Raw genomic sequence first — 20,560 nt, forward strand, 5'->3', positions numbered from 1 at the left:
ATCAGCCTTTCCAGTGCGCCGCCCGCGCCGACGCGGGCACATTGGCATCGAACCAGCGGGCCACCGGCGCCAGCGCCGGATGGGCGAGGTTGCGCTCCAGATAGCCCCAGACGCGGGGCTGGTAGGCCAGGTAGCCGGCCTTGCCGTCCCGCCGCCACAGGCGGGTGAAGATGCCGAGGATCTTGGTGTTCCGCTGCGCGCCCAATATCTCGTAATGCGCGCGGAAACCTTCGGGATCGATGCCGGGGCGGGCCGCGAGATATTCGGCCAGCATCGCCTCCTCCAGCGCGGGCGAAACGTCGCGCCGGGCATCCTGGAGGAGGGAGACGAGATCATAGGCCGGGTGGCCGGCCAGCGCGTCCTGGAAATCGAGCAGGCCCAGCCGCTTCAGGCCGGGGCGATCGAGCAGCAGCAGATTTTCGGCATGATAATCGCGCAGCACCAGCACCGGGGCGTCGTCCACCGCCACCAGCACCTCGCCCCACGCCGCTTCCCAGGCGGCGTCGAAGCCGGCCTCGTCCACCGTCAGCCCCACGGCGGGGGCATACCATTCGGTGAACAGCCGCACCTCGCGCGTCATCACCGCCGCGTCATAGGCCGGCAAGCCAGCCGGCGCGGCATCCCCCGCCAGCGCCGCGAGCACGCGGATCGCATCGGCATAGATGGCGCGCTCCGGCGCGGGATCGGCGCGGAGCACGGGGCCGACGAGCCGGTCGCCGAAATCCTCCAGCAGCAGCAGGCCCCGATCGCGGTCCACCGCCAGCGCCTGGGGGGCGGAAAGGCCGCGCGCGTCCAGCTCCGTCGCGATCGCGAGGAAGGGGCCGATATCCTCCTTGTCCGGCGGCGCGTCCATCAGCACCGCGCTGCGGCCCGGCGCCACGACGCGGAAATAGCGGCGGAAGCTGGCGTCACCGGCCAGCGGCAGGATTTCCGCCCCTCCCCAGCCATGGCGGGCGAGGAAATCGGGGGCGGCGGCGGGAGGGATCATGCGGCGGAAAACTCGCTCGGGGGCCAACGCCCCTCCCATGCCGCGGGCACCGCCCAAGTCAAGCGGCGCGCGCCGTCCGGCGTCGTCTCCAGGGTGAGGTGGAGCGTATCGGGCCACAGGCGATCGCCCAGCCGCTCCGCCCACTCGATCAGCAGCGCGCCGTCCTCCAGCACCTCGTCCAGCCCCAGCTCGGCCGCCTCCCCGGCATCCTCCAGCCGGTAGAGATCGACATGCCACACCGGCAGCGAGACGTCCGGCCGGTCATAGGCCTGGACGATCGCGAAGCTGGGCGACGGCGCCTCCTCCGCCAGCCCCAGCGCCGCCAGCGCGCCGCGCGCGAGGCTGGTCTTGCCCGCGCCGAGATCGCCGTGCAGCGCCACCACGTCGCCCGCGCGCAGCAGCCGGCCCAGCGCCGCGCCCGCCGCCTCGGTGGCGGCGACATCCGCAAGCGGCAGCCCCGTCATTGCACCCTCGGCAGGTTGATGATGAAGGTCGATCCCTCGCCGGGTTCGGACACCAGCTCCAGCGTGCCGCCATGGGACTGCACGAACTGGCGGGTGAGCGGCAGGCCCAGCCCCGCCGCCGGCCGGCCCTCCGCCGCCCGCTCGCCCGGCGTGCGGTGGAAGCGACTGAAGATCCGGTCGCGATCCTCGGCCGCGATCCCCTCGCCATTGTCGGAAACGACGATCCGCGCGCTCGTGGCGTCGCCCCCGCCCTGCAGCAGGATGCGCCCGCCCGCCGGCGTGTAGAGCACCGCGTTGCGCAGCAGATGGTCCACCGCCTGCCGCAGCCGGCGCTTGTCGCCCGTCACCCTGCCCACGGCGGCATCGACCTGCACGGAAAATTCCAGCGGCCGCGCCTTCGCGGCATCGGCGATCGCGGCGGCGGCATCGCGCAGCAGGGCTTCGAGGTCGACGGGATCGTCATCCATCTCCAGCCCGCCCGCCTCGAAATCGGTGAGGTCGAGCACGTCGTCGATCAGCGCGCCCAGCCGCGCGACCGATTCGAGGATCGCCGCCACATAATCATGGGCCACGGGCTCCAGCGCGCCAGCATAGCCGCCCGCCAGCATCTCGGCGAAGCCGCCGATCGTCGTCAGCGGCGTGCGCAGCTCATAGCTCATGCTGGCGACGAAGGCGTTCTTCAGCCGGTCCGCCTCCTCCAGCGCCTCGTTGCGGTCGCGCAGCATCCGTTCGATGCGGCGGCTGTCCGTCACGTCCAGCATGGTGAACAGCGCATTGCCGTCCGGCAGCGGCACGGCGGCGAATTCGAAATTGCGGCCATCGGCGAAGGCGACGTTGCCGGAACGCTGCTGGCGCTCCACCGTGGCGATGCGCACCAGTTCCCGGATCAGGCTGGCGCGTGCCGGGTTGACCAGCCGGCGGGCGACGACCTCCACCAGCGCGTCCACCCTGGGGTTGCGCGCCAGCTCCGCCTCCGAAAGCTGCCACACATCCTTGAAGCGGTTGTTCCAGAGCTGCAACCGCCCGTCCGCCGCGAACACGCCGATCGCCTCGAACAGATTGTCGAACATCGCGCTGCGCACCCGCAGCAGCGTATCGCGCGCGCTGGCGAGCTGGATCTGCTCGGTCCGGTCCTCGAAGATGGTCAGCAGGCCGCCATCGGGCATGGGCTGGGCGACGACGCGCAGATGGGCGCCGCCGGGCAGCAGCCAGCTTTCCTCCACCGCCTCGCCGGCATCCTGGAACCAGCCGCGCCGTTCCTTCTTCCAGCCGGGGAAATCGCGGCTTTCCGGCGCGCGGTTCGCCTCGCGCATCCGTTCCAGCACGCGATCGAATTCGGGCCGGTCGGCCAGCCATTCCGGCTCCATCGCGAACATGCGCTGGAAGGGCTGGTTGCAGAAGGCCAGATGCCGGTCCGCGCCGAACCGGGCGACGCCGGCGGAAAGATGATCCAGCAGCACGCGCTGGGCGCGGGCGAAGCGGGCGAGGTCCGCGCGCGCTTCCTCCAGCTCGCCCACGTCGAAGGCGTAGCCGGCCACCCCGGCCTCGCCCAGGGGCACATCGACGATGCGCACCATCCGCCGTTCGCCGGCGATGGTGGCGGGCACCGTGCGCACGCGGGGCTCGGCCCCGTCGCGCGCCGCCGCCGCCGCCGCCATCGGGCCGATGCCGTCGCTCGCCGCCTCCACCAGCTCCAGCCCGCGCGATATCACCTCGGCCGCGTCGCGCCCCTCCACCGCCTCCACATAGCGGCCGTTGACCAGCGCCAGCCTGAGGTCTGGCCCGCGATGCCACATCGGGAAGGGCGCCGCCTCGATCAGCGCGGAAAGCGATTCCAGCGCGCGCGCCAGCCGGCCGGCGCCGTCGCGCAGGCGGGCGATCTCCTCCTCGCTGTCGGTATTGTCATAGAGCCACAGCACCACCCGGCCGGCCGCCATGCCCGGCCGGCCGCGCGCCACCAGCACGCGGGTCGATCCCCGGACGCGGAAGGTGCGGTGGAAGGGCGCGCCGCTGCGCTGCGTCGCCCGCACCGCCTCCGCCAATGCCTCCGCATCGGCCGGCTCCAGCCCGCCTTCGGGGCCGCCAAATTCCTCCACGGTGCGCGGCACCACGTAAAGGCCCAGCCAGTCGGCCAGCCTTTCGCCGGCATCGATCCGGCCATCGGGCTCCACCAGCACCGGAACGGCAGGCGCCCCGGCGACAAGCTCGGCATAGCGATCGCACGCGGCCTCCGCGATCGTCGCCCGCGCGGCGCGGCGCAGGCCGACCACGGTGGCCCAGCCGGCCGCCGCCAGCCAGGCGGCGCCCAGCCCCGCGACAAGCGCGGCCGCCCCCTGGCTGAGCATGATCATTGCCGGCCTCTCGCGAAAAGACGCGGGCCGTCTCCCCGTGCGAGACCCATGGCATTGCCTTAAAGCCTGATCGTCCCCGGTTGAAGCGCAAAGCGCGTCATGGGAACATGGCGTCACAATCGCACCCTGCGATGAAGCGGATGGAGGGATCGGCCATGCCCGGCAGCGACGATCTGGAATGGACGGATACCGACCTCGATCTGATGCAAAGCATGGACGCCGCCGGCATGGCGCCGGACGTGATCGCCCGCCGGCTGGGCCGGAGCGAGGCGGCGATCCGCGATCACCTGCCGATCGTGCGCGCCCGCACCGGCGCCGTGCCCTATCCCGGCGAAAGCCCCCGCCGGCCGGGACAGGACTGGCAAGGCCCGGACGAGGAAGGCGACGTCCCCCTGCCCGACGGCCGCCGCGCGGACGACCCCGCCGCCTGGGTGCATATCGATCCGCCCGAGCGGGATTAGGACGAAAGGGCGACGGGTTTCCGGCCAGGCGGAGAGGCCGCCACCCTGACTTGTTTCAAGGTCCATCGCGCGACAGGCGGGGCACAGGAGGCCGGCGCGGCTTATCCTTGGGCGCGGCGGGCTCGATGGGGTCGATGGCGCCCGGCACAATGGATTGGCTGCGTCGGCCTCCGGCTCCCACCTTCGCAGGAATGACGATGGGGCTGGTGGAATGCCCGCTCTCCTTGGCATTCCGGCCCATCGGGCACGCCGCTCCGTGAGTCCGGTCGAGCGCGCCGATGCGGAGAACAGGCCATCGGACCGGCATGTCGTGCGGTTCGTCAGGGAAGCGGGGGCGAATAGTCCGTCAGCGCCAGCGCCTCGCTGGCGGTATCCTCCACCAGCGTGCCGTATCGGGCGGCCGTTTCGCGCTTGATCCTGATCCAGTCGGGGTCGGCGAGGAAGGCGCGCCATGTTGCCGCCTTCGTCCCTTCATCCTTCCAGCGCAGCAGATAGACGAATTCGGGCGCTTCGGGGGTTCCGCCATCGGCGGTGAAGACGATGTCGAACCCATATTTCTTCATGATCGGGATGCACTGGTCGCGGAAGCGGGCGTGGAAATGCGCCTTGTTGGCGGCCGGGATGCGATAGGTGCGCAGTTCGTAGACGGGCGGGGCCCCGCCCTCGCCCGCCAGGACGGGGGCAAGCGGCGCGAGCAACAGCGCCGCCATGCAGAGGAACCGCGCAACCGCCTTCATGCCGCGAATTGCATGGCAATTCGCGATCCGATGCAAGGCGCGGCCGGCCCTTCCGTCGCAGCTATGGCTCGCCATGGCCGATCGCCGGCGATCAGGTTCGGTGCCCTCCCCGTGGCGGCATGGGCGCCTCGACCGCTATCGGATGGCGCGCGCCCGTGCTATGAATCCCGGCCGTGCCCAGGCTCTCCCCGCACCCATGCACGGAGTCCAGACATGGCTACCTTCATCACCGCCCAGGTCTTCCAGCGCGCCGCGAGCCAGGTGGCCTGGTTCTGGAAGCTCGGCACCGGCGATGCCTATTGGGGCTTCACGGTGCGCCCCGCTGTCGTCCTGCGATCGGCCACGCTCCGCTGGGAAACGCTCTACACCTATGTCGACGGCAGCGGCCAGACCGAGGTGATGGAGACGCGGGCGTCGGACGACATGATGATCATCTTCGCCGCGCTGCGCGCCTAGGGCCGGCCCGGTTCCGATCGAACCGGGCCGGTTCCGGCAGATCCCTTGTTCAACACGATCCCGGGGCCGGATGACGATGCCATCTGCCCCGAAATCGGCCCAGGAGACCGGAAATGCCGAAGGAACTGCATGCCGTGCACGATTCCCGTGGCGTCATCATCGCCGCGTCGATCGTCGACCGCGACAATATTTCCGCCGCGCCGGTGCCGATCCCCCAGCCCGGCGAGGGAACGGCCTATGCGCTGATCGCGCTCGAGGGACGCGAGGCCGAGATGGCGCTGGACCTTCTGTGCACGACCTTCCGCATCGACCCGACGGGCAAGCGCCTGATCGCCGACATCCCCCCGCCCCAGGCGGAAGCCGGGTCCTGACCGCCGCCTATCGGCGGATGTAGCGGAAATACCAGACCTCGTGGCCGATGCGGCGGGCCTTGGCCTCGTAGCGGGTTTCGGGCCAGTCGGCGGGGCGTTCCAGGAAATCGCGGGGGGTTTCGGCCTGCCAGACGAAATCGGGGCTCTGGCCCATCACCATCATGCCCCAGCGGCAATAGACGGGATGATCGGTGCCGAAGCGGAATTCGCCGCCCGGCTTCATCTTGCGGGCGATCAGCGCGATCGGGCCGGGGTTCATGAAACGGCGCTTGGCATGGCGGGCCTTGGGCCAGGGATCGGGATGGAGCAGCCAGGCGCGCGTCAGCGAGGCATCGGGCAGGCGTTCCAGCACGTCCAGCGCATCGCCCATGTGGATGCGCACATTCTCCAGCCCCTCGCGCTCGATATGGCCGAGCGCGCCGACCACGCCGTTCAGGAAGGGCTCGCAGCCGATGAAGCCATGATCGGGCCGCATCGCCGCCTGCGCGGCCAGATGCTCGCCGGCGCCGAAGCCGATCTCCAGCTCCAGCGGGCGCCCCTGCCCCGCCGGATCGCCGAACAGCGTCGCGGCATCGACCGGCCCGGCTTCCGGCACCGCGACGCGCGGCAGCAGATCCTCGACAAGGGCGGCCTGGCCCTGGCGCAGCTTGTGCCCCTGGCGGCGGCCATAGAGGCGGCGGATGGTGGATGGGTCGTTCATGCGCCGCCCTCTACCGGGGAGGGCGGCAAGACGCCAGCTTCCGCGTGGCGTCGCGCCGGAACCTCGCCCGATCAGCGAGGTTCCGGCCTTTCGGGATCAGGCCAGGGCGGCCTTGAGCTGATCGACCAGATCGGTCTTTTCCCAGGTGAACAGATCGCCTTCCGGCTTGCGGCCGAAATGGCCGTAGGCGGCGGTCGGCTGGTAGATCGGCTTGTTCAGTTTCAGGTGCGTGCGGATGCCCTTGGGGGTCAGGCGCACCAGCGTGGGCAGCACCTCCTCGATCCGGGCCTCGTCCACCGTGCCGGTGCCGTGCGTGTCGACATAGAGGGACAGCGGCTCGGCCACGCCGATCGCGTAGGAAAGCTGGATGGTGCAGCGCTTGGCGAGGCCGGCGGCCACCACGTTCTTGGCGAGGTAGCGGGCGACATAGGCGGCCGAGCGATCCACCTTGGTCGGGTCCTTGCCGCTGAACGCGCCGCCGCCATGGGGCGCCGCGCCACCATAGGTGTCGACGATGATCTTGCGGCCGGTGAGGCCGGCGTCGCCGTCCGGGCCGCCGATCTCGAACAGGCCGGTCGGGTTCACGTAGATCGCGTCGTCGCCCGGCATCCAGCCATCGGGCAGCACATCCTTGAACACGCCCTTCACATAATCGCGCAGCTTCGCCTGGCCGGCATCGTTGCTGAGCGCCGGCGAATGCTGGGTGGAGACCACCAGCGCGGTGGCGCGCACGGGCTTTCCGCCTTCATATTTCAGCGTCACCTGGCTCTTGGCGTCGGGCTCGAGGAAATCGACCACGTTGTTGTGGCGATCATGCGCCAGCCGTTCCAGGATGCGGTGCGAGTAATAGAGGGTCGCCGGCAGCAGATCGGGCGTCTCGTCCGTCGCATAGCCGAACATGATGCCCTGATCGCCCGCGCCCTCATCCTTGTTGCCGGCTTCGTCCACGCCCATGGCGATATGGGCGGACTGGCCGTGCAGGTGGCAGGCGAAATCGGCATATTGCCAGTGGAAGCCATGCTGTTCGTAGCCGATGCGCTTCACGGTGGCGCGCACCGCCTCCTCGATCTCCGCCTGGCTCGGCGTCACGTCCTCGCGGCAGCGGACCTCGCCCGCCAGCACGATGCGCTGGGTCGTCACCATCGTTTCGCAGGCGACGCGGGCTTCCGGATCGCGCGAAAGGAACAGATCGACCACCGCGTCCGAAATCTGGTCCGCCACCTTGTCGGGATGGCCTTCGGAAACCGACTCGGACGTGAAGAGATAGTCGCTGCGCATCGAACACATGCCCTTTCGGAGTTTCCCGGCCCGCGGTCGCAAGCCAGATATAAAGGATTCCTTATGTCTCTTAGCGCGCGATGCGGCGGTGCGCAATCGCCAGCGCCACCAGCAGCCCCGCGAACAGGATGGGCAGGATATTGCCGTATCGGGCGAAGGGCGTGGGCGGCAGGGCGGCCGGCAGCCGCCCGGTGATCGCGCCCGCCGTGCGCCACGGCAGGCTGGCGGCGAGGTTGCCGCGCGCATCGATGATGGCGGAGATGCCGGTGGGCGTCGCGCGGATGACGGGCAGCCCTTCCTCGATCGCGCGGAGCCGCGCCTGCGCCAGATGCTGCGGCGGGCCGGACGGGCCGAACCAGGCATCGTTGGAGGGGTTGAAGATGAAATCGGGCCGGTGCGCGGAATCGACGACCTGGCCGGAGAAGATCATCTCGTAGCAGATCTGCACGCCGACCTTGCCGAAGCCCGGCAGGCCGAGGCTCCTCGGCCCCGGCCCCGGCCAGAAATCGAGATCGCCGGGCGCCAGCCGCGACAGGCCGATCGCCGACAATATCGGCCGCATCGGCAGATATTCGCCATAGGGCACCAGATGCGCCTTGTCGTAGCGGGCGAGGATGCGGCCGCGCGCGTCGATCGCGAACAGGCTGTTGCGCGCGCCGGCGGCGAAATTGTCCTTGCCCCATTCGATCGCGGTGCCGCCGGTCAGCATGATATCCCTGGGGCCGAGCAGGCGGGCGATGCGCGCACGGGCGCGGATATCCTCGGGCCGGCTTTCCTCCAGATATTCGGGCACGGCCGCCTCGGGCCAGAGGAGCAGGCGCGGTTCCGGGCCGGGCGTGCCGGACAGGCTCGCCAGACGGGCGAAATTGCGGTCCTCGAAGCCCTGGCGCCACTTGTCCTGCTGGCCGATATCGGGCTGGACGATGCGGACGGCATGGCCCCTGACCGGCACCGGCGCGCCTTCGGCCAGCAGCAGCGCGACGCCGATCGCGATCGGCCCGGCCGCCAGCGCCGCGCCCGCCTTCCAGCGGCGCTCGCCCAGCAGCATCAGGCCGCCCGCGACGAGGATCGCCACGCCCGAAAGGCCGTAGGTGCCGATGAAGGGCGCCAGCCGGGCGACGCCCAGCGCATCCAGCCAGATCACCCCCAGCGGGTTCCAGGCGAAGCCGGTGAACAGCGTTGCCCGCAGCCATTCGGCGAATATCCAGGCGGCGGCGAGGATCAGCGGATAGGCATCGCCGCGCCTTCGCCCGCCCGCCCAGCCAAGCCCCGCCGCCAGCGCGGGAAACAGAGCGAGATAGAGCGCGAGCAGCGTGACCGCGATCCACCCCAGCCAGGCCGGCATCGCATCCTGATAATGGAAGGCGGTGGCGATCCAGTCATTGCCGATGATGAAATGGCCGAGGCCGAACCACCAGCCCACCGCCAGCGCCGCGCGCAGGCCCGGCGCGGCCCGCACCAGCGCCATCCACAAGGCAACGGCGACCAACGTCACCGGCCACAGCCCCAGCGGCGCGAAGCCCGTGGCCGAAACCGCGCCCAGCGCCAGCGCCGCCAGCCAGCGGGGCCAGCGGGCGCGGCCGATTATCCGATCCATCCTCATGCGCGGAGCGACCGGCCTTCGTAGCGCTCGAACAGCGCCACATAATCGTCGGGCAGCGGGCTGGGCGCCCGATCCGCGCCGATATGCACCTGCACCGTCTCGCCCAGCGCGCGCAGGTCCTCGCCCTTGCCATGGCCATGAAATTCGAAGGCGAAGGTCAGCGAGGTCCGCCCCGCGCGCACCAGCCGCACGCACAGGTCCACCACCTCCTCCAGCCGGATCGACGCCTTGTAGTCGATCGTGGTGCGCGCGATCACGAACTGGGCCAGCCCCTCTGCCCCACCCGGATCGGGCACGCCGGCGGCGCGCAGATATTCGGTCATCGCGATATCCAGATAATCCAGGTAGCGCGCGTTGAAGACCACCGCCTGGGCGTCGATCTCCGAATAACGGACGCGCTTGGGGTAGGAGAATCGGAAATCGGATCGCGCCATCATGTGCCTCCGGCTGGGATGCGGAAGGGGGCTAGAGCATTTTCGGGCCGGGTGGAATCACCGGCGGCCGGAAAAGCGCCGCAAGCCCCCTCCCCCCGCTTTCGCGCCGGCAGGGCGCGGCGCGGCGGCCACACTCGTCCGCCTATCGTGATCCGCGCCGGCCGGCCATTGGCCTTTGCCCGCCGAACGACTAAAGGCGCGCTCCATGCAAACCAGCGATCTTCGCATCGCCCTGTTCACGGGCAACTATAATTATGTCCGCGACGGGGCCAATCAGGCGCTCAACCGGCTGGTGGGCTATCTTCTGGGCCAGGGGGCCGCGGTGCGCATCTATTCGCCGCGCACCGATACCCCGGCCTTCCCGTCGGTGGGCAAGGTGGTCGGCGTGCCGGCCATCCCGCTGCCCGGCCGCGCGGAATATCGCGCGCCGATCATGATCCCGCCGTCCGTGAAGCGCGACATCCGCGATTTCCGGCCCAACCTGTTCCATGTCGCCAGCCCCGAGATCCTCGGCCACCGCGCCGTGACGCTGGCGCGCAGGCGGGGGCTGCCGGTGGTGGCATCGGTGCACACCCGGTTCGAAACCTATCCGCGCTATTACGGCCTCACCTTCATGGAGCCGGTGGTCGAAGCCGCGCTGCGCCGTTTCTACCGCCGCTGCGACGCGATCTTCGCGCCATCCGAATCGATGGCGCAACTGCTGCGCGACCAGCGGATGAACTATGATGTCGGCATATGGTCGCGCGGGGTGGAGCGCGACATCTTCTCGCCCGACGTCCGCGATACCGCCTGGCGCCGATCGCTGGGCATCGCCGACGACGAACCCGTGATCGGCTTCGTCGGCCGGCTGGTGATGGAAAAGGGGCTGGACGTCTTTTCCGATGCGATCGACACGCTGGAACAGCGCGGCGTGCGCCATCGCGTGCTGGTGATCGGCGAAGGCCCGGCGCGCGAATGGTTCGAACGACGCCTGCCGCAGGCGGTGTTCGTCGGCTTCCAGAAGGGCGCCGACCTCGGCCGCGCGGTGGCATCGTGCGACATGCTGTTCAACCCGTCCGTCACCGAGACCTTCGGCAACGTCACGCTGGAGGCGATGGCCGCCGGCCTGCCGGTCGTCGCCGCCATCGCCACCGGCAGCCAGAGCCTGGTGGAGGACGGCGTGACCGGCCGCCTCGTCCGCCCCGGCGCGATCGCCGCCTTCGCCGATGCGCTCCAGCATTATTGCACCGATGCCGCCGCCCGCGCGGCCGCCGGGGCCGCCGGGCGCGGCGCCAGCGAACGTTATGGCTGGGATGCGGTGAACCAGCATCTGGTGGACGCCTATCTGCGCGTCATCCGCCAGCGCGCCGAACGGCACCGCCCCCCCACCCAGCGCCCGCGCTGAGCGGCGGTAGGCGGCAGGCGGCGGCGCAATGAAGATCAGGCGGGACGATCCGACGGCGCCGCACGTCGCGGACCTGCTGGCGCACCATCTTCGGGAATTGCGCGGGGTGATGGCCGAACATGCCTTCGCGCTGGATGCGACCGGCCTGTCGGCGCCGGACGTCACCTTCTGGACCGCCTGGCGGGGCGACGCGCTGGCCGGCTTCGCGGCACTGAAGCAACTGGACGCCGCCCATGGCGAGGTGAAGTCGATGCGCGCCGCGCCAGCCGCGCGCGGCACCGGCATCGGCCGCGCGATGCTGAACCATATCATCGCCGAGGCGCGCGCACGCCGCTACACCCGGCTCAGCCTGGAAACCGGGACGGCGCCCCTGCACGCCCCCGCCGTCGCGCTCTACCGCAGCGCCGGTTTCGTTTCCTGCGAGGCCTTCGCCGATTACCGGCCGAGCCCGCACAACCAGTTCCTGAAGCTCGAATTCCCGGCCTAAGCGGCGCGGACAGATTCGGATCACGGCCGCTGTTGGAGTTTTCGATCCAATTGCTGTCTGTCGGGACTCGCCGACTTGGCGGTCACTTCTTCGTTCGTTATTTTAACGGATGCCTTACGATGATCGCTCCGCCCGCCGCTTCGGATTCGTAGCTGCAATAATGGCTTTCGTGCTTTTGTTTTTGGCATTCATCGGTTGGATCTACTGTGTGTTCCATGATTGGCATTGAGCACGTTCGCAAAAGCTGGAATGTCCGATCACCCCGACTTTTCGGTCCTCCCTAGGCAGCGTGGACAAATTTGAGCCAGTATCTTGCGATATGGACCATGCCGAGGAAGCTGTTGGCCAGTTGATCGTAGCGGGTGGCGACGGCGCGATTGATCTTGAGGTGACCGAACATGCGCTCGATGCGGTTGCGCTGCTTGTAGAGTGCTGTGCCACGTCAATCGCTAACCCGTGCGGCAATCATTTGTCGAAAGCCCAGTTCCGTGCGAGCATGGTTACATGGAAGTGCTGACAATCCTCGTTATGATCGTCGCGGTGCTCTCGGCAGCCATGACAAACGCAATCGTGCAAAGGCGCCTGCTCGCTTCAGGGCGTGGATGGTTCCGCAGCACAGTCGTTTCCGGCTTTACAGGCTCTCTTGCGGCTATTGGCATCATCGCAACCTACTTCATCATAGGCCACCTGATCTGGAAGTTGGCGCTGTAGCCAATTTGTCCATGCTGCCTAGGCTTGCGGCGACATCCCGATTTCGGACTGGCGGGAATTAGGCCGGCAAAGCTCCTCACCCAACCTTTCGCGAAAGCGGGAGAGGGCTCTGATTGCCGTCCGTTTCCTTCGACAGAGCCATCATTGAAAGCCGCCGCATTTCCCACGTTCAGCTTGCGATACCTGACCGGCAGCTTTCCGGGGATTCGGCCGAAATCCTGCCTGTCAGGGTGCGATGGCATTGCGGACCTTCCTCCCCTCCCTGAAAGGGAGGGGTTGGGGGTGGGTTGGCGCGCGCAGCGCGCCTCGATAACGTTGCGCTATGCGGCGCGTCCCCGAACATATGACGGCCAATGCACGGGCCTTGCGCAACAGCCAGACGGAGCCTGAACGCCTCCTCTGACGGCGACTGTCGCGCTATCGCCCACGTTTCACCCGGCAGTTGGTTGTTGGACCCTATATTCTGGATATTGCATGCCGGTCGGCTGGGCTGGCGATCGAGTGCGATGGCAGCCAGCATCTCGACGCCCATGATTATGACGCGCGACGTGACCAGTTTCTCGCGGATCAAGGCTGGGTCGTTCTGCGATTCTGGAATGGCGAGGTGCTGGCCAATCCTGACGGCGTAGTGGAGGCGATCCTCGCCAGAACCGCCGAGTGCCTCGGCGGAACCCACCCCCAACCCCTCCCTTTCAGGGAGGGGAGGAAAAAGCGCTGACGTCCGCTTCCCCGACATTCCGGTCATCCGCAGGCCGTTAGGCGCCTCCCGAAACCCGACAGTCGATCACCATCGGAATTCGTCCGCGCGGCCTGGAGCGTTCCGCGGATGCGCCTTCAGCGCATTTGCGGTGCGCTGCCGTCCGCCAGTTCCACCGCGCGCGCGAACACCGCCTCGAACATCTCGGGCGTCAGCCGCCCGGTATTCTGGTTGTAGCGGGAGCAGTGGTAGCTATCGATCAGCAGCATGCCGCTCGGCAGGCGATGCTCCGCGCCGTGGGCGAAGCGATATTTGGGCAGCTTGCCGCCCAGCGCCTTGATCGCGGACTGGTGGGCGATCTGGCCGAGCGCCACCACCACCCGGAGATTGGGCAGCGCCTTCAGGTCCGGTTCCAGGAAGCGCCGGCAGGTCTTGATCTCCTCCGGCGTCGGCTTGTTTTCCGGCGGCACGCAGCGCACGGCGTTGGCGATGACGGCGCCTTTCAGCGCCAGCCCGTCGTCCGCGCGGCCGGCGAACTCGCCCTCCGCCAGCCCATATTTCGCCAGCGTCGCATAGAGCAGCCCGCCGGCATAATCGCCGGTGAAGGGGCGGCCGGTGCGGTTGGCGCCCCACAGGCCCGGCGCCAGCCCGACGATGGCCAGCCGGCCTTCCCGGTCGCCGAAATCCGGCACCGGCGCGTTGAACCAGTCGGGATGCTCGGCGCGCTGCGCTTCGCGGAAGGCGGCGAGGCGGGGGCAGAGCGGGCAATCATGCCCCGGCGCGGCCGGCGGTTCGTTTGGGCTGGGATTGGTCATCGCGCTGCGATAGGCGCAGGCGGATGCCGCGCACAAGCTATGCCATCGCCCTGGGATCGAACCGCCGCCACGGCCGCCACGGGCCGCCGCCCCGCGTGATCGCGGCCGCGCTCGACGCGCTGGAGCAGGCCGGCGTGCGCGTGATCGCCCGCTCCCCCATCATCGCCACGCCCGCGGTCGGCCCGGCGGGGCGCGGCTTCGCCAATGCCGCCGCGATCGTCGAGAGCGACCTCGCCCCTCCCGCATTGCTGACGCTGCTCAAGCGCATCGAGCGCGCCTTCGGCCGCCGCCCCGGCCGGCGCTGGGGCGCCCGCGTGCTGGACCTCGACATCATCCTCTGGTCGGGCGGCAGCTGGCCGCCCTTTCCGCGCCGGGCCGGACCGGGCCGGCTGGCGGTGCCGCATCGCGCCTTCGCCGCCCGCGCCTTCGTGCTCGATCCGCTGCTGCGGGTGGCCCCCGGCTGGCGCCACCCGCTTAACGGCCGCACCGTCCGCCAGATGCGGGCGCGCCTCCGCTGACTTCCGGCCGGACATAAAGATGAAGGCGGCCGATCATTGCCAAGATTGACGATCGGCAAATAGAATTTTCCTGAACGCGAACCATATCGCGATGATACTTCGGGATTAATCATATGATTTCGTGTTAACTATAAAACAGGCTTTTCATTTCTCCTGAATAATGTCCTTTCAAATCACCTTCCGCGCGATCGATTTTACACAATTTAACTAAGCGAAATCCGCCTTATCGATTAAGGAGATCACGTCCGGCACGATCGGACACGCGATCCCTTGGGAGCGCCCGGCGGCGCTCTCTTTTTCGGCTTTCGCTCCGGCGACGGGAAGCACGGGACATCGGGTCACCGCCTTCCCGCAGGCTCGGGCAGGCCCAGGCGAGGCGCCGGATCGTGCATCGCACGACCGAAACGGAAATGGTGACAGGCGAAATGGCGTATACGAATCTCGCGAAGTTCGATCAGCAGATATTCTGCCGGTTCAGCACGCGGCATTCCTATGCCTATCTCGTCATCGCCATGCCGCACGGCACCTCGCCGGGGGATCGCAAGCCGGCGCGCGCCCTGCCGCGCTGCGCCAACGACGTGGATGAGGCGCCGATCTACCTGAGCACGGTGCGCCGCAGGAAGTGGCAGGCGCTGCGCTGGTCCGGCGATTTCGGCACCGCCCGCCGGAGCGCGCATGTCCTTTCGGGCCTTCCGCTGTGGAGCGACGTGCGCATCATCCCGGTGAAAGCGCTCTGACCTTTCCGGCGTAGGCCGGGCGCGCTCCGGCACAGGCCGCGAGCAGCGATCAATCGTTCACCTCGCGCGGCGCGCCGTTGGCGCGGACTATCGAAATCGAGCCACGCATGCGGCCGCACCGCCGCTCCATCCGCCATGCCCGCTTGCCCATCGATTGATCATATGTTCAATTAATCGCGGAATCGGGGCGATGGCATACCGGCTCCGCAAGGATCAGAAAAAAGGATGAGGCTATGCTGCTGAAGGACAAGGTGATCGTCATCACGGGCGTGGGGCCGGGCATGGGCCAGGCGATGGCGCGCATCGCCGCCGCCGAAGGGGCGAAGGTGGCGATCGGCGCGCGCAACGGCGCCTTCCTGGAAGGGGTCGCCAAGGAAATCCGCGCCGCCGGCGGCGAGGCCGTGGCGCAGGTGACGGACGTTTCCAAGCGCGCCGATTGCGATGCGCTGGCCAATGCGGCGGCGGCCGCCTTCGGCGGGATCGACGGCCTCGTCAACAGCGCCTATGCGGCGGGCGAGAACGGCCTGTTCGATGACGGCGACCTCGAATCCTGGGCGTCGGTGATCGACGTCGCCTGCATGGGCAGCGCGCGGATGGCGCAGGCGGTGCTGCCGCACATGAAGGCGCAGGGCGGCGGCGCGATCGTCAACGTCGCGACGATGCAGTCCCTGAAGCCGCTGCCGGGCGGATCGCCCTCCTACGCCGTCGCCAAGGGCGCGCTCACCACGCTGACCCGCCAGATCGCGGCGGATTACGGCCGCCACAACATCCGGGTGAACAGCACGCGCATGGGCTGGCTGTGGGGCGAGCCGGTGCGCAACGCGATCAAGGGCATGGCCCAGCATCAGGGCATTTCGGAGGAGGACATCGTCAAGGGCGTTGCCGCCCGCATCCCGCTGGGCGTGATCCCGCCGGAGGAGGAATGCGCCCGTTCGGTGCTGATGTTCGTATCCGACTATACACGCATGGTGACGGGCGCGGTGCTCGACATCAACGGCGGCGAGTGGATGGCGCCCTGATCCTTCCCGTTCCCCCGGCTGGCGTCGGCGCCGGCCGGGCAATGAGGGCGCCGGCAAGGGCGCCGCAATGGCAGGAGAGAGAGCATGAACGTCGAGGATATGCCGATCGCATCGCTTTCGGCCGTGAAGGCGCAGGATCGCGCGGGCTGGCTGGCCCTGTTCGAGGAGGATGCCGTGGTGCAGGACCCGGTCGGCCCCTGCGACTGGGACCCGGCCGGCGAAGGACAGAAGGGACGCGAGGCGATCGCCCGTTTCTACGACATGTTCATGGGGCTGCAGGAATCGCTGGATTTCGAGATCCATCACCTGGTGGCGCGGGGCGACGAGGCGGCGGTGTCGCTGACCCTGCACATCACCATGAAGGATGGCAGCCGCCACGCCACCCGCGCGATCAACATCTACAAGGCGTCGCCGGGCGGCAGGATCGCCTCGCTGCGGTCCTTCTGGTGATCGCGCGGCCGGCCATGGCCCCGTCGACGGCCGGCCTGCGCTGATGGCCGGCCGGCCGGCCATGACGGCGGCGGGGCACAATGCCGCCGGCGCCATCGCGCGCGCCGCCGCCAACCTCTGCGCGGAGGCCGGCGCGGCCGGCGTCACCGTGCGCGGCGTGGCAGCGGCGGCCGGCGTCGCCCCTTCCGCCGTGATCTACCATTTCGCCAATCGGGAGGGTCTGCTGGCCGCCGCCCATTCGGCGATGACCGAGGCCATCGCGGAATGGATGGCGGATGCCCGCGCGGCTTCGGCCGACGGGCGCGGCAACGGCCTTTCGGCCGAAGCGCTGGCCGCCGCCACCGCCATCGCCTTCCTGCGCGACCATCGCGCCGCGCTGGTGGCCTTGCAGGAACTGAACCGCGCGGCGCTGCGCGGCGATCTGGCGCTGGGCGACCGCGAGGCCGACTGGAGCCGCGTGGTCCGTTTCTGGTCCGCCGTGACCGGCACCGGCGACGGCGCGGGCGAGACGGGGCCGATCTGGAGCGTGATCCTGGAGGGCGCGATCTCGATCGCCGCGCTGGAGGTGGACCCGATCGTGCGCGACGCGCTGATCGTCGATCTCGTCGCCCGCGCGGGCGACAGGATCGCCCGCCGCCCGCTGCGCACAGCCCCCGCCGTCGCGCCCGCCCGCACCCCGCCTGCCCGGCCCGATCATCCGCCCGGCCGCCAGCGCATCATCGAGGCGGTGATCGCGCTGATCGGCGAGGCGGGCGTCGGCAACCTCACCCATCGCAACATCGCCGCGCGCGCGGGCGTGGCCGTGGGCACCGTGAGCAACGCCTATGGCGACAGGCAGGCGATGATCGTCGACGCCTTCGACGACCTGCGCTGGCGCGGCATCGACGCGGTGATCCTCGGCCCCGCCCCGCCCCGCCATTATCTGAGCGAGATCGTCTTCACCCCTTCGGGCGACCTGCGCACCGAGCTGGCGCTGATCCACGCCGTGGGCGCGGCGCTCGTCCGCAATCCAGACCTGGGCGGCGCCGGCCCCGGCGGCCTTGCCGACAGCGTCCGCCACCTGCGCGAAGGCATGGCCGAACGCTGGCTGGCGATGCGCGGCATCCATGGCGTCGATGCGATCGATGCCGCCCTGTGGGTCGCCGTCACCGCCGCGATCGTGGAGCGCGCCATCTGCCTGCCGCCGGCCGGGCGCCGCCACTGGGCCGATCGCGCCGCCGACGATCATCTGGCCGCCCTGTTCGGCCCGCCCCCGTTTTCCGATGGAGTAGAGGAATGACAAGCCCCGCCAACCGCGCGCTGTTCGTGCGGATGCTCGAAGCGCTCGGCACCAAGGATTTCGACGGCTTCCAGGCCTGCCTTGCCGAGGACGTGCTGCTGGAATGGCCCTTCCCGCCGATGGCCGGTTTTCCGACGGAGGCCCGCGGCGCCCGCTGGTTCCGCGAGAATCTGGAGGCGAGCTGGGCCGATTTCGCGCCTTATGCCTATCGCATCGCCGCCATCCACGAGATGGCCGATCCCGACAGGCTCGTCGCCGAATATAGCTCGCACAGCACCTATCTGCCGACCGGCCGGCCTTATGAGAACGCCTATGTCGCGGTCGTCTGGTTCGAGGGCGGGCGCATCAGCCGCTGGCGCGAATATCTGAACCCGGAGGTGATCGCCCGCACGCTCGCCCCCGGCGCCCAATGGCGGGACGAAGCCGCACCCGCCGCCTGACGCCCGACAAAATAGAGAATAGAAAATCTGAGAGGATCGCCGGCTATGGCGCAAACATTCCCCCATCTGCTCCAGCCCGGCCGGATCGGCGGGCTCCGGCTCCGCAACCGCATCTTCATGACGCCGATGGGTTCCAACCTGGCCGACGAGGACGGCATCACCGGCGATCGCCTGCGCACTTATTATGTGGAGCGCGCCAAGGGCGGCGCGGCGCTAATCACCATGGGATCGGTATCGATCGGCTATCCCGAAGGTTCGGGCAACTGGCGCAACGAGGCGATATCGCACGATCGCCACATCCCCGGCGTGGCCAGGCTGGCGGAGGAGCTGCACGCCCATGGCGCCAAGCTTGCCATGCAGCTGCAGCATGCCGGCCTCGTCGCGATGAACGACATGCGCGACGGCCGCCCGCTATGGACGCCATCCGAGCCGCTGATCGGCAAGGACAGCGGCGACATGATGGACGGTTTCCTGGAGGACGAATATCGCATCTTCACCGCGCCGATGGCCGCGATGGGGGAGATACGGTATCGCGTGATGACCACGCAGGATATCGAGGAACTCGTCCAGATGTTCGCCGCCGCCGCCGTTCGCGCGGTATCGGCGGGCGTGGACGCGATCGAGCTGCATGCCGGCCACGGCTATCTCATCTCCTCCTTCCTCAACCCGCTGATCAACCGCCGCACCGATGATTATGGCGGATCGATCGAGAACCGCGCCCGCCTGCTCTGCGATATCATCCGGGGCGTGAAGCGCGCCGTGGGGCCGGACGTGCCGGTATGGCCGCGCATCGACAGCCAGCATTTCCTGATCGACGGCGGCATCACCGTGGAGGACGCGGCCGAAACCGCGCGCCTCGCCGCCGCCGCCGGCGCGGATGCGATCCATGTTTCGGCCGACGGCCATCCCGGCCGGGGCGCCACTTATTCCACCGGCCACGCCACCGATATCCGCAACGGCTTCGTCCCCGCCGCCGCCCGCATCCGGGCCGCGGCCGGCGTGCCGGTGATCTGCCCCGGCCGGATCGAGCCCGCGGACGCCGATCGCTTCATCGTCGAAGGCAAGATCGATTTCGTGACCATGGGGCGCAAGCTGCTGGCGGACCCGCACCTCCCCGCCAAGCTGGCCGCCGGCAAGGCCGCGAGCGTGCGCCCCTGCATCTATTGCTACACCTGCATCAGCCAGATCTTCTTCAGCCGCCCGGTGAAGTGCGCGGTGAACCCCGAAACCGGCTTCGAACGCGAACGCGCGCTGACGCCGACGGAAAACCCCCGCCACATCGCCGTGATCGGCGGCGGCCCGGCCGGCATGGAAAGCGCCCGCCGGCTGGCGAAGCGCGGCCACCGCGTGACCCTGTTCGAGGCGACGTCCACGCTGGGCGGCACCGCCCGCTTCGCCTCGATCGCCTACGCCCCCAACGAGCGCATCGTCGCCTGGCTGAAGCATGAGCTGGCGGCATCGCCCGTGACGGTCCGCCTCAACACCGTCGCCACGCCGGAGCTGCTGCGGTCGCTGGGCGTGGAGGAGGTGATCGTCGCCACCGGCGCCCGGCGGGACATGCCCGCCATCCCCGGCGCCGATCTGCCGCACGTCTTTTCCGGCGACGACATGCGGCGGCTGATGCTGGGGCAGGACCTCGACACGCTGGCCGGCAAGACCGACCGGACGACGCGCACCGCGATGAAGCTGGGCGCGCTGACCGGCCTTACCGCCCGGCCCGGCTTCATCCGCGCCGCCAGCAACTGGTGGATGCCGTTCGGCGAACGCATCGCCATCATCGGCGGCGAGCTTGTCGGGCTGGAGCTGGCGGAGTTCCTCGCCAAGCGCGGCCGCAAGGTGACGGTGCTGGACGACGCCGCCAAGTTCGGCGCCGGCCTGCAGGTCGTCCGCCGCTGGCGCGTGCTCGACGAGCTGAAGGAGCTGGGCGTCACCCTGCTGCCCGAGGCGCATGACATCGCCATCCTCGAAGGCCGCGTGCGCTATGCCAATCCCAACGGGCAGGAACGCACCATCGCCGCCGATCAGGTGATCGTCGCCAAGGGCGCCACCGGGGACACCGCGCTGGCGGGCGATCTTCGCGCCACCGGCTTCACCGTCCACACCGCCGGCGACTGCACCGGCGTCGGCTATATCGAAGGCGCCATGCAGGACGCCGCCGAAATCGCCGCCAACATCTGAAG

The 20,560-nt window shown here is 69.2% G+C and carries 23 protein-coding genes and 1 pseudogene; 14 read left to right on the top strand and 10 right to left on the bottom strand.

The genetic code is table 11. The annotated features are described in order from the left end of the window. Position 1 precedes the first annotated feature (1 nt). From G432_RS04550 to G432_RS04560, 3 genes are read right to left on the bottom strand one after another with little or no spacing between them, the layout of a single operon-like run. Positions 2-988, bottom strand: coding sequence for an aminoglycoside phosphotransferase family protein (locus G432_RS04550; RefSeq protein WP_015457646.1), 987 nt, complete (start codon positions 986-988; stop codon positions 2-4). Further along, complete coding sequence (tsaE, locus tag G432_RS04555; RefSeq protein ID WP_015457647.1) at positions 985-1,452, bottom strand: tRNA (adenosine(37)-N6)-threonylcarbamoyltransferase complex ATPase subunit type 1 TsaE; 468 nt, start codon at positions 1,450-1,452, stop codon at positions 985-987. Before tsaE ends, G432_RS04550 begins: the two co-directional genes overlap by 4 nt. After that, entirely contained in the window at positions 1,449-3,797 is a 2,349-nt protein-coding gene (locus G432_RS04560; RefSeq protein ID WP_015457648.1) for a sensor histidine kinase, read from the bottom strand. The genes tsaE and G432_RS04560 overlap by 4 nt, the downstream gene beginning before the upstream one ends. A gap of 161 nt (positions 3,798-3,958) precedes the next feature. Here G432_RS04560 and G432_RS04565 point away from each other — a divergent pair, with 161 nt between their 5' ends. Further along, the gene (locus G432_RS04565) at positions 3,959-4,264 is read left to right on the top strand and encodes a hypothetical protein (RefSeq protein ID WP_139181737.1); all 306 of its coding nucleotides are present in this window, start codon (positions 3,959-3,961) and stop codon (positions 4,262-4,264) included. A 320-nt stretch (positions 4,265-4,584) separates the two neighbouring features. On the opposite strand, the gene G432_RS04570 is transcribed toward G432_RS04565, so the two are convergent. Further along, complete coding sequence (locus tag G432_RS04570; protein ID WP_015457650.1) at positions 4,585-5,001, bottom strand: NIPSNAP family protein; 417 nt, start codon at positions 4,999-5,001, stop codon at positions 4,585-4,587. Between the two features lie 213 nt (positions 5,002-5,214). Between G432_RS04570 and G432_RS04575 the strand changes: the two genes are divergently transcribed. Continuing rightward, positions 5,215-5,457, top strand: coding sequence for a hypothetical protein (locus G432_RS04575; RefSeq protein ID WP_015457651.1), 243 nt, complete (start codon positions 5,215-5,217; stop codon positions 5,455-5,457). Between the two features lie 113 nt (positions 5,458-5,570). Beyond that, positions 5,571-5,828, top strand: coding sequence for a hypothetical protein (locus G432_RS04580; protein ID WP_015457652.1), 258 nt, complete (start codon positions 5,571-5,573; stop codon positions 5,826-5,828). A gap of 7 nt (positions 5,829-5,835) precedes the next feature. Here the strand turns inward: G432_RS04580 and trmB are convergent, their stop codons facing one another. The 4 genes from trmB to G432_RS04600 form a co-directional block, all read right to left on the bottom strand. After that, positions 5,836-6,528 carry a tRNA (guanine(46)-N(7))-methyltransferase TrmB gene (gene trmB / locus G432_RS04585; protein ID WP_015457653.1) on the bottom strand — a complete coding sequence of 231 codons (693 nt, stop codon included), beginning with the start codon at positions 6,526-6,528 and terminating at the stop codon, positions 5,836-5,838. Positions 6,529-6,624: 96 nt separating this feature from the next. After that, positions 6,625-7,806 carry a methionine adenosyltransferase gene (gene metK / locus G432_RS04590; RefSeq protein ID WP_015457654.1) on the bottom strand — a complete coding sequence of 394 codons (1,182 nt, stop codon included), beginning with the start codon at positions 7,804-7,806 and terminating at the stop codon, positions 6,625-6,627. Between the two features lie 70 nt (positions 7,807-7,876). Then, the gene (lnt, locus tag G432_RS04595) at positions 7,877-9,403 is read right to left on the bottom strand and encodes an apolipoprotein N-acyltransferase (RefSeq protein ID WP_015457655.1); all 1,527 of its coding nucleotides are present in this window, start codon (positions 9,401-9,403) and stop codon (positions 7,877-7,879) included. 2 nt (positions 9,404-9,405) lie between these two features. Then, positions 9,406-9,846 (bottom strand): acyl-CoA thioesterase, encoded by a 441-nt coding sequence (locus tag G432_RS04600; protein ID WP_015457656.1) that lies wholly within the window; start codon positions 9,844-9,846, stop codon positions 9,406-9,408. Between the two features lie 202 nt (positions 9,847-10,048). On the opposite strand from G432_RS04600, the gene G432_RS04605 reads away from it, so the two are divergent. Then, positions 10,049-11,227 (top strand): glycosyltransferase family 4 protein, encoded by a 1,179-nt coding sequence (locus G432_RS04605; protein WP_015457657.1) that lies wholly within the window; start codon positions 10,049-10,051, stop codon positions 11,225-11,227. 28 nt (positions 11,228-11,255) lie between these two features. Continuing rightward, entirely contained in the window at positions 11,256-11,714 is a 459-nt protein-coding gene (locus tag G432_RS04610) for a GNAT family N-acetyltransferase (protein WP_015457658.1), read from the top strand. Between the two features lie 280 nt (positions 11,715-11,994). Here G432_RS04610 and G432_RS04615 read toward each other — a convergent pair. Then, positions 11,995-12,141, bottom strand: a pseudogene (locus G432_RS04615) (transposase); the annotation flags it as partial. Between the two features lie 77 nt (positions 12,142-12,218). On the opposite strand from G432_RS04615, the gene G432_RS04620 reads away from it, so the two are divergent. Further along, entirely contained in the window at positions 12,219-12,425 is a 207-nt protein-coding gene (locus G432_RS04620; protein WP_015457660.1) for a hypothetical protein, read from the top strand. A gap of 409 nt (positions 12,426-12,834) precedes the next feature. Then, a complete protein-coding gene (locus G432_RS04625) occupies positions 12,835-13,143 on the top strand; it encodes an endonuclease domain-containing protein (protein WP_236626891.1) in 309 nt (102 codons plus the stop codon). A 116-nt stretch (positions 13,144-13,259) separates the two neighbouring features. On the opposite strand, the gene G432_RS04630 is transcribed toward G432_RS04625, so the two are convergent. Then, positions 13,260-13,937: a uracil-DNA glycosylase gene (locus G432_RS04630; RefSeq protein ID WP_041864791.1), complete on the bottom strand. Its 678-nt coding sequence runs from the start codon at positions 13,935-13,937 to the stop codon at positions 13,260-13,262. Positions 13,938-13,960: 23 nt separating this feature from the next. Between G432_RS04630 and folK the strand changes: the two genes are divergently transcribed. From folK to G432_RS04670, 7 genes are all read left to right on the top strand, one after another. Next, complete coding sequence (folK, locus tag G432_RS04635) at positions 13,961-14,455, top strand: 2-amino-4-hydroxy-6-hydroxymethyldihydropteridine diphosphokinase (protein ID WP_015457662.1); 495 nt, start codon at positions 13,961-13,963, stop codon at positions 14,453-14,455. A gap of 425 nt (positions 14,456-14,880) precedes the next feature. Further along, complete coding sequence (locus tag G432_RS04640; protein WP_144061985.1) at positions 14,881-15,192, top strand: hypothetical protein; 312 nt, start codon at positions 14,881-14,883, stop codon at positions 15,190-15,192. 233 nt (positions 15,193-15,425) lie between these two features. Further along, the gene (locus G432_RS04645; RefSeq protein WP_015457664.1) at positions 15,426-16,211 is read left to right on the top strand and encodes an SDR family oxidoreductase; all 786 of its coding nucleotides are present in this window, start codon (positions 15,426-15,428) and stop codon (positions 16,209-16,211) included. Positions 16,212-16,295: 84 nt separating this feature from the next. Then, positions 16,296-16,661, top strand: coding sequence for a nuclear transport factor 2 family protein (locus tag G432_RS04650; protein WP_015457665.1), 366 nt, complete (start codon positions 16,296-16,298; stop codon positions 16,659-16,661). A gap of 43 nt (positions 16,662-16,704) precedes the next feature. Further along, the gene (locus tag G432_RS22020; RefSeq protein WP_051128702.1) at positions 16,705-17,940 is read left to right on the top strand and encodes a TetR/AcrR family transcriptional regulator; all 1,236 of its coding nucleotides are present in this window, start codon (positions 16,705-16,707) and stop codon (positions 17,938-17,940) included. Then, a complete protein-coding gene (locus G432_RS04665; RefSeq protein WP_015457667.1) occupies positions 17,937-18,380 on the top strand; it encodes a nuclear transport factor 2 family protein in 444 nt (147 codons plus the stop codon). Before G432_RS22020 ends, G432_RS04665 begins: the two co-directional genes overlap by 4 nt. 45 nt (positions 18,381-18,425) lie before the next feature. Beyond that, positions 18,426-20,558, top strand: coding sequence for an FAD-dependent oxidoreductase (locus G432_RS04670; protein ID WP_015457668.1), 2,133 nt, complete (start codon positions 18,426-18,428; stop codon positions 20,556-20,558). The last annotated feature ends 2 nt before the right edge of the window (positions 20,559-20,560 follow it).

The sequence above is a fragment of the Sphingomonas sp. MM-1 genome (genome assembly GCF_000347675.2).
GTDB lineage: Bacteria > Pseudomonadota > Alphaproteobacteria > Sphingomonadales > Sphingomonadaceae > Sphingomonas_E > Sphingomonas_E fennica.

Excerpts from the sequence above, each read along its gene's own strand:
- G432_RS04565 (WP_139181737.1), top strand. The coding sequence starts at position 3,959 with ATGCCCGGCAGCGACGATCTGGAATGGACGGATACCGACCTCGATCTG.
- trmB (WP_015457653.1), bottom strand. The coding sequence starts at position 6,528 with ATGAACGACCCATCCACCATCCGCCGCCTCTATGGCCGCCGCCAGGGG.
- G432_RS04645 (WP_015457664.1), top strand. The coding sequence starts at position 15,426 with ATGCTGCTGAAGGACAAGGTGATCGTCATCACGGGCGTGGGGCCGGGC.
- folK (WP_015457662.1), top strand. The coding sequence starts at position 13,961 with ATGCCGCGCACAAGCTATGCCATCGCCCTGGGATCGAACCGCCGCCAC.
- G432_RS04575 (WP_015457651.1), top strand. The coding sequence starts at position 5,215 with ATGGCTACCTTCATCACCGCCCAGGTCTTCCAGCGCGCCGCGAGCCAG.
- G432_RS04650 (WP_015457665.1), top strand. The coding sequence starts at position 16,296 with ATGAACGTCGAGGATATGCCGATCGCATCGCTTTCGGCCGTGAAGGCG.
- G432_RS04630 (WP_041864791.1), bottom strand. The coding sequence starts at position 13,937 with ATGACCAATCCCAGCCCAAACGAACCGCCGGCCGCGCCGGGGCATGAT.
- metK (WP_015457654.1), bottom strand. The coding sequence starts at position 7,806 with ATGCGCAGCGACTATCTCTTCACGTCCGAGTCGGTTTCCGAAGGCCAT.
- G432_RS04640 (WP_144061985.1), top strand. The coding sequence starts at position 14,881 with ATGGCGTATACGAATCTCGCGAAGTTCGATCAGCAGATATTCTGCCGG.
- G432_RS04570 (WP_015457650.1), bottom strand. The coding sequence starts at position 5,001 with ATGAAGGCGGTTGCGCGGTTCCTCTGCATGGCGGCGCTGTTGCTCGCG.
- G432_RS04670 (WP_015457668.1), top strand. The coding sequence starts at position 18,426 with ATGGCGCAAACATTCCCCCATCTGCTCCAGCCCGGCCGGATCGGCGGG.
- G432_RS04665 (WP_015457667.1), top strand. The coding sequence starts at position 17,937 with ATGACAAGCCCCGCCAACCGCGCGCTGTTCGTGCGGATGCTCGAAGCG.
- G432_RS04560 (WP_015457648.1), bottom strand. The coding sequence starts at position 3,797 with ATGCTCAGCCAGGGGGCGGCCGCGCTTGTCGCGGGGCTGGGCGCCGCC.
- G432_RS04600 (WP_015457656.1), bottom strand. The coding sequence starts at position 9,846 with ATGATGGCGCGATCCGATTTCCGATTCTCCTACCCCAAGCGCGTCCGT.
- G432_RS04580 (WP_015457652.1), top strand. The coding sequence starts at position 5,571 with ATGCCGAAGGAACTGCATGCCGTGCACGATTCCCGTGGCGTCATCATC.
- G432_RS04610 (WP_015457658.1), top strand. The coding sequence starts at position 11,256 with ATGAAGATCAGGCGGGACGATCCGACGGCGCCGCACGTCGCGGACCTG.
- tsaE (WP_015457647.1), bottom strand. The coding sequence starts at position 1,452 with ATGACGGGGCTGCCGCTTGCGGATGTCGCCGCCACCGAGGCGGCGGGC.
- G432_RS04550 (WP_015457646.1), bottom strand. The coding sequence starts at position 988 with ATGATCCCTCCCGCCGCCGCCCCCGATTTCCTCGCCCGCCATGGCTGG.
- G432_RS04605 (WP_015457657.1), top strand. The coding sequence starts at position 10,049 with ATGCAAACCAGCGATCTTCGCATCGCCCTGTTCACGGGCAACTATAAT.
- lnt (WP_015457655.1), bottom strand. The coding sequence starts at position 9,403 with ATGGATCGGATAATCGGCCGCGCCCGCTGGCCCCGCTGGCTGGCGGCG.
- G432_RS04620 (WP_015457660.1), top strand. The coding sequence starts at position 12,219 with ATGGAAGTGCTGACAATCCTCGTTATGATCGTCGCGGTGCTCTCGGCA.
- G432_RS22020 (WP_051128702.1), top strand. The coding sequence starts at position 16,705 with ATGGCCGGCCGGCCGGCCATGACGGCGGCGGGGCACAATGCCGCCGGC.